This is a genomic window from Arthrobacter sp. NPDC058097 (assembly GCF_042884885.1).
GTDB lineage: Bacteria > Actinomycetota > Actinomycetes > Actinomycetales > Micrococcaceae > Arthrobacter.
The window spans coordinates 286997-302206 of record NZ_JBHVSZ010000003.1; the positions used below are offsets into that span (position 1 = coordinate 286997).

General features: G+C 67.7%; 17 protein-coding genes. 13 read left to right on the forward strand and 4 right to left on the reverse strand.

Translation table 11 applies throughout. The features are described from left to right. The first annotated feature begins 34 nt into the window (after nucleotides 1–34). From ACFVTE_RS07800 to ACFVTE_RS07815, 4 genes are all read left to right on the forward strand, one after another. Nucleotides 35–778, forward strand: coding sequence for a FadR/GntR family transcriptional regulator (locus ACFVTE_RS07800; protein WP_387098857.1), 744 nt, complete (start codon nucleotides 35–37; stop codon nucleotides 776–778). Between the two features lie 82 nt (nucleotides 779–860). Then, a complete protein-coding gene (locus ACFVTE_RS07805; protein ID WP_387098859.1) occupies nucleotides 861–1085 on the forward strand; it encodes a sigma factor-like helix-turn-helix DNA-binding protein in 225 nt (74 codons plus the stop codon). A gap of 190 nt (nucleotides 1086–1275) precedes the next feature. After that, complete coding sequence (locus ACFVTE_RS07810; RefSeq protein WP_387098861.1) at nucleotides 1276–1638, forward strand: cupin domain-containing protein; 363 nt, start codon at nucleotides 1276–1278, stop codon at nucleotides 1636–1638. 48 nt (nucleotides 1639–1686) lie between these two features. Continuing rightward, nucleotides 1687–2544, forward strand: coding sequence for a prephenate dehydratase (locus ACFVTE_RS07815; RefSeq protein ID WP_387098863.1), 858 nt, complete (start codon nucleotides 1687–1689; stop codon nucleotides 2542–2544). On the opposite strand, the gene ACFVTE_RS07820 is transcribed toward ACFVTE_RS07815, so the two are convergent. Beyond that, on the reverse strand, nucleotides 2541–3773 hold the full coding sequence (locus tag ACFVTE_RS07820; protein ID WP_387098865.1) for a benzoate/H(+) symporter BenE family transporter: 1233 nt from the start codon (nucleotides 3771–3773) through the stop codon (nucleotides 2541–2543). The genes ACFVTE_RS07815 and ACFVTE_RS07820 overlap by 4 nt on opposite strands. A 110-nt stretch (nucleotides 3774–3883) precedes the next feature. Here ACFVTE_RS07820 and ACFVTE_RS07825 point away from each other — a divergent pair, with 110 nt between their 5' ends. The 3 genes from ACFVTE_RS07825 (at nucleotide 3884) to ACFVTE_RS07835 (ending at nucleotide 6640) form a co-directional block, all read left to right on the forward strand. Beyond that, a complete protein-coding gene (locus tag ACFVTE_RS07825) occupies nucleotides 3884–4735 on the forward strand; it encodes a Rieske 2Fe-2S domain-containing protein (RefSeq protein ID WP_387098867.1) in 852 nt (283 codons plus the stop codon). 128 nt (nucleotides 4736–4863) lie between these two features. Then, nucleotides 4864–5292, forward strand: a complete 429-nt coding sequence (locus ACFVTE_RS07830; protein WP_387098869.1) for a YciI family protein — start codon at nucleotides 4864–4866, stop codon at nucleotides 5290–5292. A gap of 133 nt (nucleotides 5293–5425) precedes the next feature. Next, nucleotides 5426–6640: an RNA polymerase sigma factor gene (locus ACFVTE_RS07835; RefSeq protein ID WP_387099023.1), complete on the forward strand. Its 1215-nt coding sequence runs from the start codon at nucleotides 5426–5428 to the stop codon at nucleotides 6638–6640. Nucleotides 6641–6654: 14 nt separating this feature from the next. Here ACFVTE_RS07835 and ACFVTE_RS07840 read toward each other — a convergent pair whose 3' ends face one another. After that, nucleotides 6655–7209, reverse strand: coding sequence for a cysteine hydrolase family protein (locus ACFVTE_RS07840; RefSeq protein WP_387098871.1), 555 nt, complete (start codon nucleotides 7207–7209; stop codon nucleotides 6655–6657). Nucleotides 7210–7403: 194 nt separating this feature from the next. On the opposite strand from ACFVTE_RS07840, the gene ACFVTE_RS07845 reads away from it, so the two are divergent. Further along, the gene (locus ACFVTE_RS07845; RefSeq protein ID WP_387098873.1) at nucleotides 7404–7985 is read left to right on the forward strand and encodes an adenylate kinase; all 582 of its coding nucleotides are present in this window, start codon (nucleotides 7404–7406) and stop codon (nucleotides 7983–7985) included. A gap of 27 nt (nucleotides 7986–8012) precedes the next feature. Here the strand turns inward: ACFVTE_RS07845 and ACFVTE_RS07850 are convergent, their stop codons facing one another. Further along, entirely contained in the window at nucleotides 8013–8681 is a 669-nt protein-coding gene (locus tag ACFVTE_RS07850; RefSeq protein WP_354255277.1) for a response regulator, read from the reverse strand. Between the two features lie 12 nt (nucleotides 8682–8693). Continuing rightward, nucleotides 8694–10268: an ATP-binding protein gene (locus ACFVTE_RS07855; protein WP_387099025.1), complete on the reverse strand. Its 1575-nt coding sequence runs from the start codon at nucleotides 10266–10268 to the stop codon at nucleotides 8694–8696. A 231-nt stretch (nucleotides 10269–10499) separates the two neighbouring features. Between ACFVTE_RS07855 and ACFVTE_RS07860 the strand changes: the two genes are divergently transcribed. The 5 genes from ACFVTE_RS07860 (at nucleotide 10500) to ACFVTE_RS07880 (ending at nucleotide 15142) form a co-directional block, all read left to right on the forward strand. Beyond that, a complete protein-coding gene (locus ACFVTE_RS07860; protein ID WP_387098875.1) occupies nucleotides 10500–11510 on the forward strand; it encodes a Bug family tripartite tricarboxylate transporter substrate binding protein in 1011 nt (336 codons plus the stop codon). Then, a complete protein-coding gene (locus ACFVTE_RS07865; RefSeq protein WP_387098877.1) occupies nucleotides 11507–12010 on the forward strand; it encodes a tripartite tricarboxylate transporter TctB family protein in 504 nt (167 codons plus the stop codon). Before ACFVTE_RS07860 ends, ACFVTE_RS07865 begins: the two co-directional genes overlap by 4 nt. Continuing rightward, nucleotides 12011–13714, forward strand: a complete 1704-nt coding sequence (locus tag ACFVTE_RS07870) for a tripartite tricarboxylate transporter permease (protein ID WP_387098879.1) — start codon at nucleotides 12011–12013, stop codon at nucleotides 13712–13714. Continuing rightward, nucleotides 13711–14103 carry a universal stress protein gene (locus ACFVTE_RS07875; protein WP_387098881.1) on the forward strand — a complete coding sequence of 131 codons (393 nt, stop codon included), beginning with the start codon at nucleotides 13711–13713 and terminating at the stop codon, nucleotides 14101–14103. Before ACFVTE_RS07870 ends, ACFVTE_RS07875 begins: the two co-directional genes overlap by 4 nt. A gap of 82 nt (nucleotides 14104–14185) precedes the next feature. Then, nucleotides 14186–15142 (forward strand): D-2-hydroxyacid dehydrogenase family protein, encoded by a 957-nt coding sequence (locus ACFVTE_RS07880; RefSeq protein WP_387098883.1) that lies wholly within the window; start codon nucleotides 14186–14188, stop codon nucleotides 15140–15142. Nucleotides 15143–15210: the final 68 nt, after the last annotated feature.

A 15210-nucleotide genomic window follows, 5' to 3' on the forward strand; every position in this document is an offset into this window, starting at 1 on the left:
CAAGAATTGGTCAGCCGGTTGCTACCCTTTGAAGATGCCCGAAAACTCCGCAGCCGCTACGGCCAAGATCAGCGCCGCCCTTGGCCCCATGGAACAGGGATCGGTGGTGTCCGAGGTTGCGGAACGCCTGCTGGCCTACTTCACCAGCGGAGACATCGCAGCCGGCACCAGGCTTCCTGCCGAACGCACCCTTGCGGCATCCCTCGGCGTGGGCCGGTCGGCGGTCCGCGAGGCACTGGCGGCCCTGGAGATCCTGGGCATCGTGATCGTGCGGCCGGGCTCCGGCACGTATCTGCGGGACGGCGTCTCGGAACTGCTGCCCCGGACCCTGAGCTGGGGCCTGATGCTGGGCGCCCCCCGCACCCGCGAACTTGTGGAGCTCAGAAGCGGCCTCGAGGTGCAGGCCGCGCAACTGGCCGCCGAACGCATCGACGATGCTGCACTGGGCCGCATGCGCGAGAACCTGCAGACCATGGAAGACAGCCTCGAGGACCTGGCCGCCTTTGTGGAGGCGGACGCCGCGTTCCACCGCGAGATCGCCGTCAGCTCTGGCAACCAGGTACTCCGCGAGCTGCTGCAAAGCATCCGCTCGCTGCTCCGCATCTGGGTGGACCGGGCCCTGACCGACGAAGGCCACGCTGCCGCGGCACTGAAGGAGCACCGCGAAATTTTCACCGCATTGGAAGCCCGCGATCCCGCTGCCGTCACCGCCACCATGCGCTCCCACATGCAGACTGCTACGCGGCGGTTGCTGGCGGGGTTCGACGCCGCCCAGTAGGAGGCAGGCCGCGGCCGGGGCCGCCCCGTTTGGGGGTATCCGCCGTCGGGAATCTCGAAGGACGCCGAGTCAGCCTGTGTCCATGGTGAATGCCCCGAGCGAGCCGGCGGACTCCCGCGTCAGCGAGGCCCTGATGATGCTCGACATGGAGCAGCGCGACGTCCTCTTGGCCCTGCACTACGGCCGGCTCACAGTCGCCGAGGTGGCAACGCAGTTCGACATTTCCCCCGCACTGGTCAGCCAGCGGGCACTCGCGGCGCTGCGGACCCTCCGCCGGCTGCTGGACCAGGGCGCCCAGGCCCCTTAGCGCCTCCCCGCCCCCATCGAACGGCAGACGAATGAACTGCTAAAGATCATTCCCGCCTTCCGGGAGCAGGAGGCCATGGGGGTTCTTGACATGCCGGCCGGGCAGGCCTACAACGTGGCGTAACAGGGAGCAGCATCTGCGTTCCAAGCCTTCATCCCGCAAGCAGGAATACCAACAACAGGAGGTCAAGGTGGCAAGTCTCATCCGAAAGAGTTTCGACTCCCCCGAGGAGACTCGGCCGTTTGAGGACGGCAAGGGCCAGCTCCAGCTGGTCCACATGGAGGGCGGCGGCGTCGGCCGGGCCACCTTCGAGCCGGGCTGGCGGTGGTCACAGCACGTGAAGCCAATCGCGCAGACGGACAGCTGCCAGGCTGCCCACAAGGGGTACTTCGTCTCCGGGCGGATGAAGGTGGTCATGGATGACGGCGAGGAGATGGAGTACGGGCCCGGCGATTTTGCCGTCATCCCGCCCGGACACGATGCCTGGACGGTTGGCGATGAGGCCTGCGTGGTGATCGACTGGCAGGGATTCTCGGACTACGCGAAGAGGTAAGCGGCGCCGTTTGGATTGGCTGGCGCCGGGCGTGACATCATACGGAACATGGCCCAGAAAATTGCGTTCCAGGGTGAGCCCGGCGCCAACTCAGATATTGCCTGCAAACAGATGTTCCCCCAGCTGGAGAGCGTTCCCTGCGCCAGCTTCGAGGACGCCTTCGAACTGGTGTCCAGCGGTGAAACGGATCTGGCCATGATCCCGATCGAGAACTCCATTGCCGGCCGGGTGGCGGACATCCACCTGCTGTTGCCGCACTCGGGCCTGCAGATCGTCGGAGAGTTCTTCCTGCCCATCCACTTCGACCTGCTCGGCATCCCGGGCAGCACCATCGAGGGGGCCACCGAGGTCCACAGCCACATCCACGCCCTTGGCCAGTGCCGGAAGCTGATCCGCGAGGCCGGCCTCAAACCCGTGATCGCCGGCGATACCGCGGGGTCGGCCCGCGAGGTGCGTGACTGGAACGACCCCACCAAGCTGTCCCTTGCGCCGCCGCTGGCCGCCGAGCTCTACGGGCTGGAGGTCCTGGCCTCGGCGGTCGAGGATGACCCCTCCAACACCACCCGCTTTGTGGTCCTGGCCCGGGAAACGGAACTGCCGTCCCGGGAAACCCTGCCCGGACCGGCAGTCACCAGCTTCGTGTTCCGTGTGCGGAACGTCCCCTCCGCGCTCTACAAAGCCCTGGGCGGCTTCGCCACGAACGGCGTGAACATGACCCGGCTGGAAAGCTACATGGTGGGCAACGAGTTTGCCGCAACGATGTTCATGGTGGACGTTGAGGGGCACCCCGAGGACCTGTCACTGAAGCTTGCCCTGGAGGAACTGGACTTCTTCACCACCGAGGTGTGGATCCTTGGCGTCTACCCGGCTGCCGAACACCGAACACAGCGGGCGGCCGGCAACTAAGCCGCAATTTTGCCCTGCGGCCTGCTCCGGACCTTAAGGACCGCCCGGACCAGGAGCCCTGCCAGCAGGGCCCAAAACGCTGCCCCGATGCCCAGGAAGGTCAGCCCCGACGCGGCCACGAGGAAGGTCACCACGGCGCCCGTCCGTTCGGCCGGCTCTGCGAGCGCCGAGGCGGCGGACCCGGCGAGTGTGCCCAGCAGGGCGAGTCCGGCGACTGCCTCCAGCACCCCTGGCGGTGCCGCAGCCACCAGCGCGGCGAGCCCGGCGGAGAAGGCCCCCAGGAGCAGATAGGCCAGCCCTGAGACGAAGCCGGCCACCCAGCGCCGGCCACGGTCTGCGCCTGCTTCCTCCCCTGCGGCCAAAGCGGCGCTGAGCGCGGCAAGGTTGATGGCGTGGCCGCCGAACGGCGCGGCCAGCAGCGTGCCGGCACCGGTGACCAGCATGGAGGCCCGCCACGGAACCTGGTAACCGAAGGAGCCCAGCACAGCCACGCCGGGAACGTTCTGGGATGCCATGGTGACGATGTACAGCGGCAGGGCGATCCCCGCCACTGCGCCCAGCGACCAGGAAGGCGGGGTCCACTCCATCGCCGGCAGCAGGCCGTCCGCGCGCACGGCCCTTCCTTCAACAACCAACTGGACCACGATGCCGGCGAGCGCCATGGCCAGCGCGCCGGGCACCGACCAGCGGGGCGCAAACCGTGACAGTACCAGCCAGCAGAGCAGGACCGGGACCACCAGCAGCGGGGCGGTCTGCAAAGACTCCACCGGGGCAAGGCACAACGGCAGCAGCACTCCCGCCAACATGGCCTGCGCCAGGGGCGTCGGGATGCTGCTGACGAGTCTGCCGAGGGGGCGGACCAGCCCCGTCACGGCGATCAGAACCCCGGTCACCAGGAAGGCGCCGACGGCGGCCGGCCATCCGCCGTCGGGCACTCCGGCGACGGCCAGCAGGGCGGCGCCCGGCGTCGACCAGGCGAGCGTCACCGGAAGCCTGCTCCGGCAAGCGAGGAGCACGACGCCGGCGCCCACCACCAGGCAGAGGGCCAGCAGGCCGCTCGACGCCTGATGCGGGTTGGCCCCTACAGCGCGGAGGCCGGAGAGGACCACGGCGAAGGTCGAGGTGAATCCAACGAGCGCCGTCACTATGCCCGCCATGACCGGCCGCATCAGCCCCCCGGAAACGGTGGCAGCGGGGTCGAGGGATGTTCGGGGTGATGACGGCGGCATGTGAAAGTACGTTACCGGAGACTGCCGTGCCGGCACCTTGCCATCGGGTGCCCGGCGATGCAGACTGTGGTGGACCACCCGCCCTGTCTGCCAGGCCGAAGGAGTCCGCCGTGAATCCGCTGCATGCGCTAGTTGATGCCATTGAACACTTCGACCGGCTGGACGGGCTGGCGTCTGCCATCTCAAAGGCAGTTGGAAAAGCCGTGCAGCCACGGCCTGTCCGCAACGCCCTCAGCGGCACATCCCTGGGCCACCCGCTGCATCCCGTCCTGACCGACTTCCCCATCGGGGCCTGGACCATGGCAACTGTCCTGGACGCCGTGGGAGGGCCCGCCTCGGAACCGGCCGCGGACATCCTGGTCGCCGTCGGAATCGCAACGGCCGTTCCGACCGCCGCCGCCGGCCTCAACGACTGGGCCGACACCCAGGGAAAGTCACGGCGGGTGGGCCTGGTTCACGCGGTGTCCAACGGAACGGCGCTGTGCCTGTTTTCGTCCTCGGCCGTGGCCCGCGCCTCGGGCAGTCGGACCATCGGAAAGACACTTGGGCTGGCCGGTTTCGGCGTCCTCATGTTTGGCGGCTTCCTCGGCGGCCACCTCAGCTTCAGCAACGCGGTCAACGTCAACAAGACGGCAGGCAGGACAGGCCCGAGGAACTGGACGCCCGTGCTTGCGGAGTCCGAACTCCAGGACGGGGCACATCGGAAGGTGGACGCGGGCAAGGTCTCGCTCCTGCTGTACCGCTCCGGGTCCGGAATCCTGGCCCTGGACAGCGTGTGCAGCCACATGGGAGGTCCGCTCGAGGAGGGAACAATCGCCGATGGCTGCGTCACCTGCCCCTGGCACGGCAGCACGTTCCGGCTCGGGGACGGCCACATAGTCCGCGGGCCGGCAACCACTCCCCAGCCAAGCTACGAGGCCAGGGTGAATGCCGGCCAGGTTGAGGTCCGCCGGCGCGGCTAGAAGGCGCGGCTAGAACCCAAAAAGTCCCGCAAAAAAAATTTCCGAATGCCTGTCGATTTCCGCAAGACCCATTCGACGGGATAGTAGACGGACGCACACGGCGTCCACGTCAAGGCAAGGAGAGAACCATGAAGTACATGTTCATCATGCGCGCCACAGACGAAGCCATCGAAGCCTCGAAGCAGATTCCGTTCGAGGAGATCCTCAACCAGATGGGCGCCTACAACGAACAGCTGATCAAGGCCGGTGTCATGCTCGCCGGCGAGGGCCTGACGGACCTGTCCGAAGGCTCGGCTTTCGTGGTCGATTTTTCCGAGGAACCGCCGGTGGTGACGGACGGCCCCTACGGCGAAACGCATGAGCTGTTCAACGGTTTCTGGATTGTCCAGGTGGCCTCCAAGGAAGAGGCGAAGGAGTGGGCGAGCCGTTGCCCGCTGGGTCCCGGCTCGAAGCTTGAGGTCCGCCGGATAGCCGAGGCCGACGATTTCGCCGACTTCGCGGACAACGAGTACCTCAAGAAGGAAGCGGTCTGGCGCCAGGAGCTGAACCAGCCCTGAGCTCCGGCTGACGGGAACGGGGCAGGCGGTGAATGAAGGACCGGTGGGTGAGGAGTCGGTGGGTGAGAAGCCCGCGGGCCAGGCAGAGGCGAGCCAAGAGGCGGCGGCCGCGGTCCGGCGCCGGCTTGATGCCTTGTGGCGCATCGAGGGTGCCGGCATCGTCGCGGCCCTCGCCCGTGCCACCCGGGACATGGGTTTCGGCGAGGACCTGGCCCAGGAAGCCCTGGCCCAGGCCCTGGTCCAGTGGCCGACGTCCGGGACACCGGACAATCCTGCCGCCTGGCTCACCGCCGTTGCCAAGCGCAAGGCCATCGATGCGTGGCGCCGGTCCGAGCGGCTCGAGGAGCGGTACCGGGCCATGGCCCGGGACCTGGAAGACGACGACGGCGTGCCCTGGGTTCCGCTGGAGGACGACGTGCTCAGGCTTGTGTTCACCGCCTGCCACCCGGTCCTCTCCCGGGAGGCCCAGATGGCACTGACGCTGCGGGTGGTGGGCGGCCTCACCACCGAGGAAATCGCGCGGCTGTTCCTGGTTCCGGTCGCCACCGTGCAGCAGCGCATCGTGCGGGCCAAGAAAACGCTCGCGGCGGCCCGGGTGCCTTTCGAGGTTCCCGAGCCCAACGAGTGGAGAGCCAGGCTGGGAGCGGTCCTCGGCGTCGTCTATCTGATGTTCACGGAAGGCTACGCCGCCACCACGGGGGACGCGTGGATTCGGCCAGAACTGGCCAACGAGGCCCTGCGGATCGGGCGCATCCTGGCCGGGCTGGTCCCCCGTGAACCCGAGGCCCACGGGCTGGTGGCCCTGATGGAGTTCCAGGCCTCCCGTTTCCCGGCCCGCACCATGCCCGACGGGTCTCCGGTCCTGCTGGCCGACCAGGACCGGACCCGGTGGGACCGGGCGCAGATCGGCCGCGGCCGAGCCGCCCTGCGCCGCTGCGACGCGCTGGGACGGGGCCGCGGCAATTACGCGCTGCAGGCCGCGATCGCCGAATGCCACTCGATAGCACCAAGCGTGGACGGCACCGACTGGCAGCGGATCGTGCTGCTCTATGAGGCGCTGGGCAGGATCGCACCCAGCCCGGTGGTGGAACTTAACCGGGCCGTGGCGGTATCCATGGCCACCGGGCCGGCGGCCGCGCTGGCCATCGTGGACAGCCTCGCCTCCGGAGGTGCCCTGCGCGGAACGCATCTGCTGCCCAGCGTCCGCGGCGAACTGCTGGTCCGGCTCGGGCGGGCCGGGGAGGCGCGCTCCGAATTCATCACGGCCGCCGCGCTGGCCAGGAACCAGCGCACCCGGGAGCTTCTGGAGGAGCGGGCCGCCGGCATATCGCCGGCGCCCGGCCCCTAGCCCCTCCGGCCACCTCAGCCGCCGAAGGTGACGTCCTTGGTCTCCGCCACCCCGGCGGTCCTGCCTGGCCCCGCATGGTACTTCCAGTAGAGGTTTGTATGGGCAATAACCTGGTCCGGCGGAGGGGCACCCCACTCGGTCAGGTCCTCCGTGGTGTGGGCGTCGCCGACCAGGGTCACATCGTAGCCGCGGACGAACGCGCCGTGGATGGTGGACCTGACGCATTCGTCGGTCTGCGCTCCGGCGACCATCAGACGGCCCACCGCCGCAGCAGCCAGCACCTGCTCCAGGTCGGTGCCGTCGAAGGCGTCGCTGAACGACTTGTGCACCACCGGCTCCTGCTCGCGGCGCCTCAGCTCGGGCACGTACTCCCAGACCTCGCTGCCCTTCTCCAGCCGGTCGTCGGAATGCTGCACCCAGACAACCGGGGCCCCGGCCTTGCGGGCCCGGTCCACCAGTGCGGAGATGTTGGCCACCACAGCATCCCGTTGGTGCGCCCCGGCCACCACCCCGTTCTGCATATCAAGCACCATCAGGGCGGTGTTGGGCCGGTCCGGCAGCGTGGTCATGATGGTCTCGGCGTGGTCACGGTCATCTCCTTGGCCGGTGGGTTGATCCTGTGGGTTTATCTGTGGGTTGGTCCGGTGGGTTGGTGGAACCCAGCCTAGGAGCCGCAACTGCCCTTGTGAACACCCATTGCAGGCGGAGGGTGCGGGCGGAAGAATGGCCCTAGCGTGCTTTCTCGGCAGATCGGACCAAAAGCATGACCCGCATCCTGCTCATCGGCCCGCCCGGCTCGGGCAAGGGCACCCAGGCGCGACGGCTCAGCGGACAGCTGCACATCCCGGAGATCTCCACCGGGGACATGTTCCGCAGCCACCTGGCCAATGGATCGCCTCTGGGCCGCGAAATCAAGGAATTCCTCGACGCCGGCAACCTCGTCCCGGATAACCTCACCACGGCCATGCTGCGGGAGCGGCTGCAGGAACGGGACGCGAGGGACGGCTTCCTGCTGGATGGCTATCCGCGCACCGTGAGCCAGATGGACGACCTCGACGGCATCCTCGACGCGGCCGGGACCAGGCTCGATGCCGTGGTGGAAATTACCGCCGACGACGACGAGATCGTGCGGCGGCTGCTGCTCCGCTCCGACGCCGAGGGACGGAGCGATGACACCGAGGACGTCATCCGCCACCGCCTGGAGCTGTATCGCCGGGAAACCGAGCCCGTCATCGAACGCTACGGCCGGCGCGGCCTTCTGGTCAGCGTGGACGGCACGGCGGACATGGATGCGGTCACCGCCAGCGCACTGCAGGGCATTGACGCCATCAGGAAGCAGGCATAAGCTGCGCGCCACAAATCACCGAGCCGGTTACCCTGCCTTCCACACATATCGCCGCTCGGGACGTCCGACGCCGTACTTGAGTGTCACGTCCACCAGCCCCTCGTCGTTGAGGTACTCGAGATAACGCCGGGCGCTGACGCGCGAGGTCCCCACCTGCTCAGCCAGTTCCGCGGCCGACACGTCGCCGCCGCCGGCGCGCAGCGCTTTTTCCACCAGCTGGAGCGTCTCAGCGCTGCAGCCCTTCGGCAGCGGGCGGTCCGCGCGTTCCAGCCCAAAGACGCGGTTGACGTCCGACTGCTCCGCGACGTCCTTGGACGAGTCGAGGCTCTGGTAGGTGTTGCGGTAGTGCTCCAGCCGTTCCTGCAGGTCGGTCTGGGAAAACGGCTTGATCAGGTAGTGCACGATCCCGCCGCGGAGCGCCTTCCGCACGGTCTCCACTTCGCGCGCTGCGCTGATCACCAGCACATCCAGCTCGGGCGCCACATCCCGCAGCTGGTGCATCAGGTCCAGGCCGTTGACATCGGGCAGGTGGATGTCCAGCAGCACCAGATCCGGCTGCAGCCGTGCGGTCTCGAGCACCGCCTGCGCCCCCGTATGCGCCACCCCGACGACGGCGAACCCCGGCGTGCGCTGGATAAAGCCGGCGTGGACTTTGGCCACCATGAAGTCGTCGTCGACGATCAGTACGTTGATCAAGGCTGCTCCTCGTTAAGCATCAGCGGTTTTGCGCGTCAGCAGTGCCGTAAACACCGCACCGTGGTCATTCCGGACGGTGAGCCGCCCGCCGCGGCGCTGGCAAACCACCCTGGCGAGCGCCAAGCCATAGCCGCGGCCGCCGTCGGGCGAATTCTTGGTACTGAACCCCTGCCGGAATATGTCGTCCATGACCTCTGCCGGGACCCCCGGTCCCGAGTCCCGCACGTCAACCCGCACGCCGCCGTCGGCCTCCCCGATCAGTACCTCGACCTTCGCTGCGGAGGTGTTGGTGACGGCGTCCAGCGCGTTGTCCACCAGGTTGCCCACCACGGTGGTCAGGTCACGGGACAGTTCCTCATCCACCTTGCCGAGCCGGGACTCCTCGGCGAGCTGCAGAGACACCCCGCGCTCGGCGGCGAGGCTCGACTTGGCAATGAACAGCGCAGCCAGGGCGGGATCCTCGATCCTGCTGGTCACGTCGTCGTTGAGGCGGGTCCGGTTCAGCGTCGTGCCGTTGACGAACTGGACGACGGCGTCATACTCGCCGATCTGGATCAGGCCCGAAATGGTGTGCAGCTGGTTGGCGAACTCGTGGGCCTGAGCCCGGAGGGTGTCGGTGGCCGTCCGCGTCGTGCCCAGCTCGCGTTCCAGGGATGCCAGCTCCGTCCTGTCCCGCAGGGTGGTAACGGAGCCGATCACGCGCCCGTGCGAGCGGATCGGCACCCGGTTCAGCACCACCAGCTTCTCGCCCACCAGGACCAGCCGGTCCGGTCCGGGCTGGTCCTCGGTGAGGACCTCGCGCAGCATCGGCGGCACCGCGAGGCTCCCGAGGTCCTTGCCCACGCAGTCGTGGGGCAGGTTCAGCAGGTTTCGTGCACTGTCGTTGGCCACCGTGATCCGCTGTTGGGGGTCCAGCGCCACCACGCCTTCCTTGAGCCCGTGCAGCATCGCCTCCCGGTTCTCCACGAGGCCGGTGATCTCGTCCGGCTCCATGCCCAGTGTCTGGCGCTTGACCCGGCGGGCCAGCAGGAGTGAACCCGCCACGCCCAGGACGCTTGCCACGCCCAGATAGGTCAGCAGGTTAGGGACCGCATCGCCCAGACGCTCCAGCACGGACGGGAAGTTCCTGCCCACCACCGCGATTCCCACCATCTTCCCGGCATCGTCCAGCACCGGCACGTGGGCCACAACTGCTTCGCCGGTTCCGCTCCCGACCACCCCGGTCCACGCCCGCCCGGACATGACTGCGCTGTCGCCGAGTTCCAGCTGGCGGCCTTCCTGGGACGGGTCCGACGACGTCACCACCGTCCGATTGGCCCGGGCCAGCGCCACCTGGGATGATCCCGAAATCGTGCGCACCGCCTCAGACACCGAAGGGAGCACGGAGTTGCCCTGGGGCTGGGCATCCGGCAGCAGGCTCCGGACGGCCGGGTTCGCCGCCAGCGTCTCCGCTGCCGAGAGGGCCCTGCGGCCCTCAACGCGTTCAAACGCTGCCGCCGACTGGGCCAGCGAGATCGCCACCACGGCCACCAGCACGGCCAGCACGATCAGGAGCTGCAGCCGAAGATACTGCCCCGCAAGGGACATTCCTCGCCGTCGAGTCATGTGCGGCTGTTCTTCCTGTGGGTCCGTGGGTGGGGTGAACTATACCTGACACGGTACCGGGCCTGGCCCTTCGTTTGCTGCCCTGTTGGAGTGCGGAAACGTGAACGAAATGAACTTAACTTTCTCTGCTTACACAAGAGTGAGCCCCGTCACGTTGGGCCCTAGCATCGGAAGCACCCCGATCAAACGGATCAAAACGAGAAGAGGAACAACATGCGCGGAATGAGCGCACTGCGCGTGGCCGCAGTAGCCGCAGGCATTGCCCTGATGGCGTCCGGCTGCGGAGCTACCGGCAAGACTGCCGCAGGCCCCTCCACGAGCGGAGCCAGCGTCGCCCCGCTTACCGGGCTGCGGATCATGGTGCCGAACACTGCCGGCGGCGGCTACGACACCACCGCCCGCGCAGCGGCGAAGGTTCTCGACGAGGAGAAGCTCGCCCCGAACACGGAGGTCTTCAACCTCGCCGGCGCCGGCGGTACGGTCGGCCTGGCGCGCGTCGTGAACGAAAAGGGCAACGGCGACCTGGCCATGCTCATGGGCCTGGGCGTCGTCGGCGCCAGCTACACGAACAAGTCCGAGTCGAAGCTGACCGACACCACCCCGCTGGCCCGGCTCATCGAAGAGCCCGGCGCCATCATGGTGTCCAAGGACTCCCCCTACAAGACCATCGACGATCTGGTAAACGCCTGGAAGAAGGACCCCTCCAAGGTCAGCGTCGGCGGCGGCTCCTCGCCCGGCGGCCCGGACCACCTCCTGCCCATGCAGCTCGCGGGCGCAGTGGGCATCGACGCCACCAAGGTCAACTTCGTTTCCTACGACGGCGGCGGCGACCTGCTCCCGGCAATCATCGGCAACAAGCTCGGCTTCGCGGCCTCCGGCGCCGGTGAATACCTGCAGCAGATCAAGTCCGGAGATGTTCGTGTCCTGGCCACGAGCGGCGAGAACCGGCTGGAAGGCGTGGACGCCCCCACCCTCAAGGAAGCCGGCATCGACCTGGTCTTCACCAACTGGCGCGGCATCGTGGCACCTCCGGGTATCAGTGACGCCGACCGTGACGCGCTGATCGCCACCTTGGAGAAGATGCACGAGTCGGCAGCCTGGAAGGAAGCCCTGAAGACGCACAGCTGGACTGACGCCTTCATCACCGGTGACGAGTTCAAGACCTTCCTCACCGAACAGGACAAGCGCGTTGCCGACGTGCTGACGAAGCTCGGCCTGGCGTGACCTCTCTGTCCACCCGCCTTAAAGGCCGCTCCGAGCTGGGCGTTGCAGCCCTGCTCGGGGCGGTCGGCGCCCTGGTCCTCCTGGACGCAGCGCGCCTGGTTGTGCCCTACTCCCAGTCAGACCCGGTGGGCCCCAAGACCCTGCCCATGATCGTGGGATCACTCCTGCTGGTCTGCGCCGTGATGCTGGCAGTGAACGTTTTGCGCGGCGGCCGCGGCGAGGCCGAGGCCGGCGAGGACGTCGACCTGACCCACCCCGCCGACTGGAAGACCGTCCTCCCGCTGGCCGGCGCCTTCATCGCCAACATCCTGCTCATCGACTGGGCCGGCTGGGTCATCTCCGGAACGGTGCTCTTCTGGGGCAGCGTCTGGGCCCTCGGAAGCCGCCACTACGTCCGCGACGGACTGATCTCCCTGGCGCTCTCCCTGCTGACCTTCTACGGCTTCTACCTCGGCCTTGGCATCGCACTTCCCGCCGGGCTCCTTGAAGGGATTCTCTAGATGGACATCTGGTCCTCACTCATGGACGGGTTCGCGACGGCGCTGACCCCCATGAACCTCCTGTACGCCTTCATCGGCGTCCTGCTGGGCACCGCCGTCGGCGTGCTGCCAGGCATCGGCCCGGCCATGACCGTGGCCCTGCTGCTCCCCGTGACAACCGTCCTGGAACCCACCAGCGCATTCATCATGTTCGCGGGCATCTACTACGGGGGCATGTACGGCGGTTCGACGACGTCGATCCTGCTCAACACCCCGGGTGAATCGTCCTCGGTGATCACTGCTATCGAAGGCAACAAGATGGCGAAGGCGGGCAAAGCCGCCCAAGCCCTCGCGACTGCGGCCATCGGCTCATTCGTCGCCGGCACCATCGGCACCACCCTCCTGGTGGTCTTCGCGCCGATCGTCGTCCAGTTCGCCGTCAGCCTCGGTTCGCCGAGCTACTTCGCCATCATGATGCTCGCGCTGCTGGCAGTCACCGCGGTCCTGGGTGCCTCACGGCTCCGCGGTTTTGCTTCCCTCGGCCTCGGCCTGGCCATCGGTCTGGTGGGCATCGACTCCGTGACAGGCCAGCGTCGCCTGACCTTCGGCCAGCCCCTGCTGGCTGACGGCCTCGACGTCGTCGTTGTCGCGGTGGCGATTTTCGCCGTCGGTGAGGCCCTCTGGGTCGCGGCGCACCTGCGCCGCACACCGCTTCAGATCATCCCGGTCGGCCGGCCCTGGATGGGCAAGCAGGACTGGAAGCGGTCCTGGAAGCCGTGGCTGCGCGGCACCGCCTTTGGATTCCCCTTCGGCGCGCTGCCTGCCGGCGGCGCCGAGATCCCCACGTTCCTCTCCTACGTCACCGAGAAGCGGCTCTCCAAGCACCCTGAGGAGTTCGGCAAGGGCGCCATCGAAGGCGTCGCCGGACCCGAAGCTGCCAACAACGCTGCTGCTGCCGGCACGCTGACCCCGATGCTGGCCCTGGGCCTGCCGACCAACGCCACGGCCGCCGTCATGCTCGCCGCCTTCGTGCAGTTCGGCATCCAGCCCGGTCCGCTGCTGTTCCAGAACGAAGGACCCCTGGTCTGGGCGCTGATCGCCAGCCTCTTCATCGGCAACACGCTGCTGCTGCTGGTCAACCTGCCCCTGGCACCCGTGTGGGCGAAGCTGCTCCGCCTGCCCCGGCCCTACCTGTACGCCGGCATCCTGTTCTTCGCCACGCTGGGCGCCTACGCAGTGAACCTGCAGGCCTTCGACCTGGCGATCCTGCTGGTCCTTGGCGGGCTGGGCTTCATGATGCGCCGCTACGGCCTGCCTGTGCTGCCGCTGATCCTTGGCCTCATCCTCGGCCCACGCGCCGAAGGCCAGCTGCGGAAGACCCTGCAGCTCAGCGCGGGCGACGTGTCCGGCCTCTGGAGCGAGCCGATCGCCGTCGTCGTCTACATCATCATTGCCGTAGTCCTGGCGTGGCCGCTCCTGGCGAAGCTCTGGCGCCGCCTCCGTCCGCGGCCGGCCGGGCTGGCCATGGCCGGTGGGCCTGCGGTTAATGGCCCTGCTGCGGGACCTGCTGCCGCGCCCTCTGTTGAGGGACCCGAAGCCGGATCCTATCTTTCACCCACTGTAGAGGCACCTGCTGCTCTGCGGCCTGCTGCTGGGCGACGTGCTGATGCCGGCCGCCGCGGGGCGGACGCCACCCACGCCACCCACGGACAGGAGAACCCGTGAGCATCATCGTCGGTTACGTACCTACGGCCGAGGGGACCGCGGCTCTGGACCGGGCCATCAGCGAGGCGCACAAGAGCCACATGCGCCTTGTCATCATCAACTCGTCCCGGGGAGATGCCATCGTGGACAAGCGGTACGCCCAGGCTGCGGACATCAACGAGATGACCGAAAGGCTGGAGCAGGAAGGCATTGAGCACCTGGTGCTGCAGCCGGTCCGTGGCAACGACGCTGCCAACGAGGTGCTGGATGCCGCGGAGAAGTACCAGGCCGAACTCATTGTGATCGGCCTCCGGAAGCGGACCCCGGTGGGGAAGCTGATCATGGGCAGCACGGCCCAGCAGATATTGCTGGAGGCATCCTGCCCGGTGCTGGCGGTCAAAGCCAGCTAGCCTCAGGAGGTAGGGGCCTGCTCCGGCAGGTTCCTACCTCTTTCGTTTAAGCGCAGGTCTCATTTCACGGCAGAAGGACAGCATGCAGCAGCTCGCGATTCTCGACGACTACCAGGGCGTGGCCCACAGCTTTGCCGACTGGAGCTCCCTCGAACAGCGCGGCGTCGCCGTCACCGTGTTCAACCGGCACCTCGCCACGGAAACGGAGGTTGTGGAAGCGCTGCAGGATGCCAGCATCGTCATTGCCATGCGGGAACGGACACCGTTTCCCGAAAGCGTCCTCGAAAAGCTGCCCCGGCTGCAATTGCTGGTCACCACCGGCGCCGCCAATGCCTCGATCGATGTGGAGGCAGCATCACGGCTGGGGATCACCGTCTGCGGAACGGGCGGCTCCCCCACGGCCGCGCCCGAACTGACGTGGGCGCTGCTGCTGGCATTTGCCCGGAACCTGACGCAGGAGGAAGCCGCACTTCGCGACGGGCAGTGGCAGACCGGCGTCGGGTTCGAACTGTCCGGCAAGACCCTCGGCATTGTGGGGCTCGGGAAAATCGGGAAACGGATGGCCGGCTACGGCCGGGCCTTCGGAATGGAAGTGCTGGCCTGGAGCCAAAACCTGACCGAGGAGGACGCCGCGGCGGCTGGCGCCCGGAAGGTGGACAAGGAAGAACTGTTCCGGGAGTCCGACGTCGTGTCCCTGCATCTGCGGCTGTCGCCGCGTTCGGAGGGAATAGTCGGTGAACGGGAACTGCAGCTGCTCGGCCCGGACGGCGTGCTGGTGAATACCGCCCGCGGTCCCCTGGTGGACCAGCAGGCGCTGGTCACGGCACTGCATGAGGGTTGGATCCGCGGGGCGGCGCTCGACGTGTTCGACCAGGAACCGCTCCCGGCCGGCCATCCCCTCCTCGACGCTCCGCGGACCCTGCTGGCCCCGCACCTGGGATACGTGACCGACGCCAGTTACCGGGCCTTCTTCGGCGGCGCGCTCGAGGACGTCACGGCATGGCTGGACGGCTCCCCGATCCGGGTGCTGACGCCGTAGGCGGTTGCCGTTGCCGATGCCATGCCATGCCATGCCATGCCATGCCATGGACATGTGACGCTATTCCG

Coding starts and splice junctions, on each gene's coding strand:
- ACFVTE_RS07800 (WP_387098857.1), top strand. CDS start 35: ATGCCCGAAAACTCCGCAGCCGCTACGGCCAAGATCAGCGCCGCCCTT.
- ACFVTE_RS07805 (WP_387098859.1), top strand. CDS start 861: ATGGTGAATGCCCCGAGCGAGCCGGCGGACTCCCGCGTCAGCGAGGCC.
- ACFVTE_RS07815 (WP_387098863.1), top strand. CDS start 1,687: ATGGCCCAGAAAATTGCGTTCCAGGGTGAGCCCGGCGCCAACTCAGAT.
- ACFVTE_RS07820 (WP_387098865.1), bottom strand. CDS start 3,773: ATGCCGCCGTCATCACCCCGAACATCCCTCGACCCCGCTGCCACCGTT.
- ACFVTE_RS07830 (WP_387098869.1), top strand. CDS start 4,864: ATGAAGTACATGTTCATCATGCGCGCCACAGACGAAGCCATCGAAGCC.
- ACFVTE_RS07840 (WP_387098871.1), bottom strand. CDS start 7,209: ATGACCACGCTGCCGGACCGGCCCAACACCGCCCTGATGGTGCTTGAT.
- ACFVTE_RS07845 (WP_387098873.1), top strand. CDS start 7,404: ATGACCCGCATCCTGCTCATCGGCCCGCCCGGCTCGGGCAAGGGCACC.
- ACFVTE_RS07855 (WP_387099025.1), bottom strand. CDS start 10,268: ATGTCCCTTGCGGGGCAGTATCTTCGGCTGCAGCTCCTGATCGTGCTG.
- ACFVTE_RS07860 (WP_387098875.1), top strand. CDS start 10,500: ATGCGCGGAATGAGCGCACTGCGCGTGGCCGCAGTAGCCGCAGGCATT.
- ACFVTE_RS07870 (WP_387098879.1), top strand. CDS start 12,011: ATGGACATCTGGTCCTCACTCATGGACGGGTTCGCGACGGCGCTGACC.
- ACFVTE_RS07880 (WP_387098883.1), top strand. CDS start 14,186: ATGCAGCAGCTCGCGATTCTCGACGACTACCAGGGCGTGGCCCACAGC.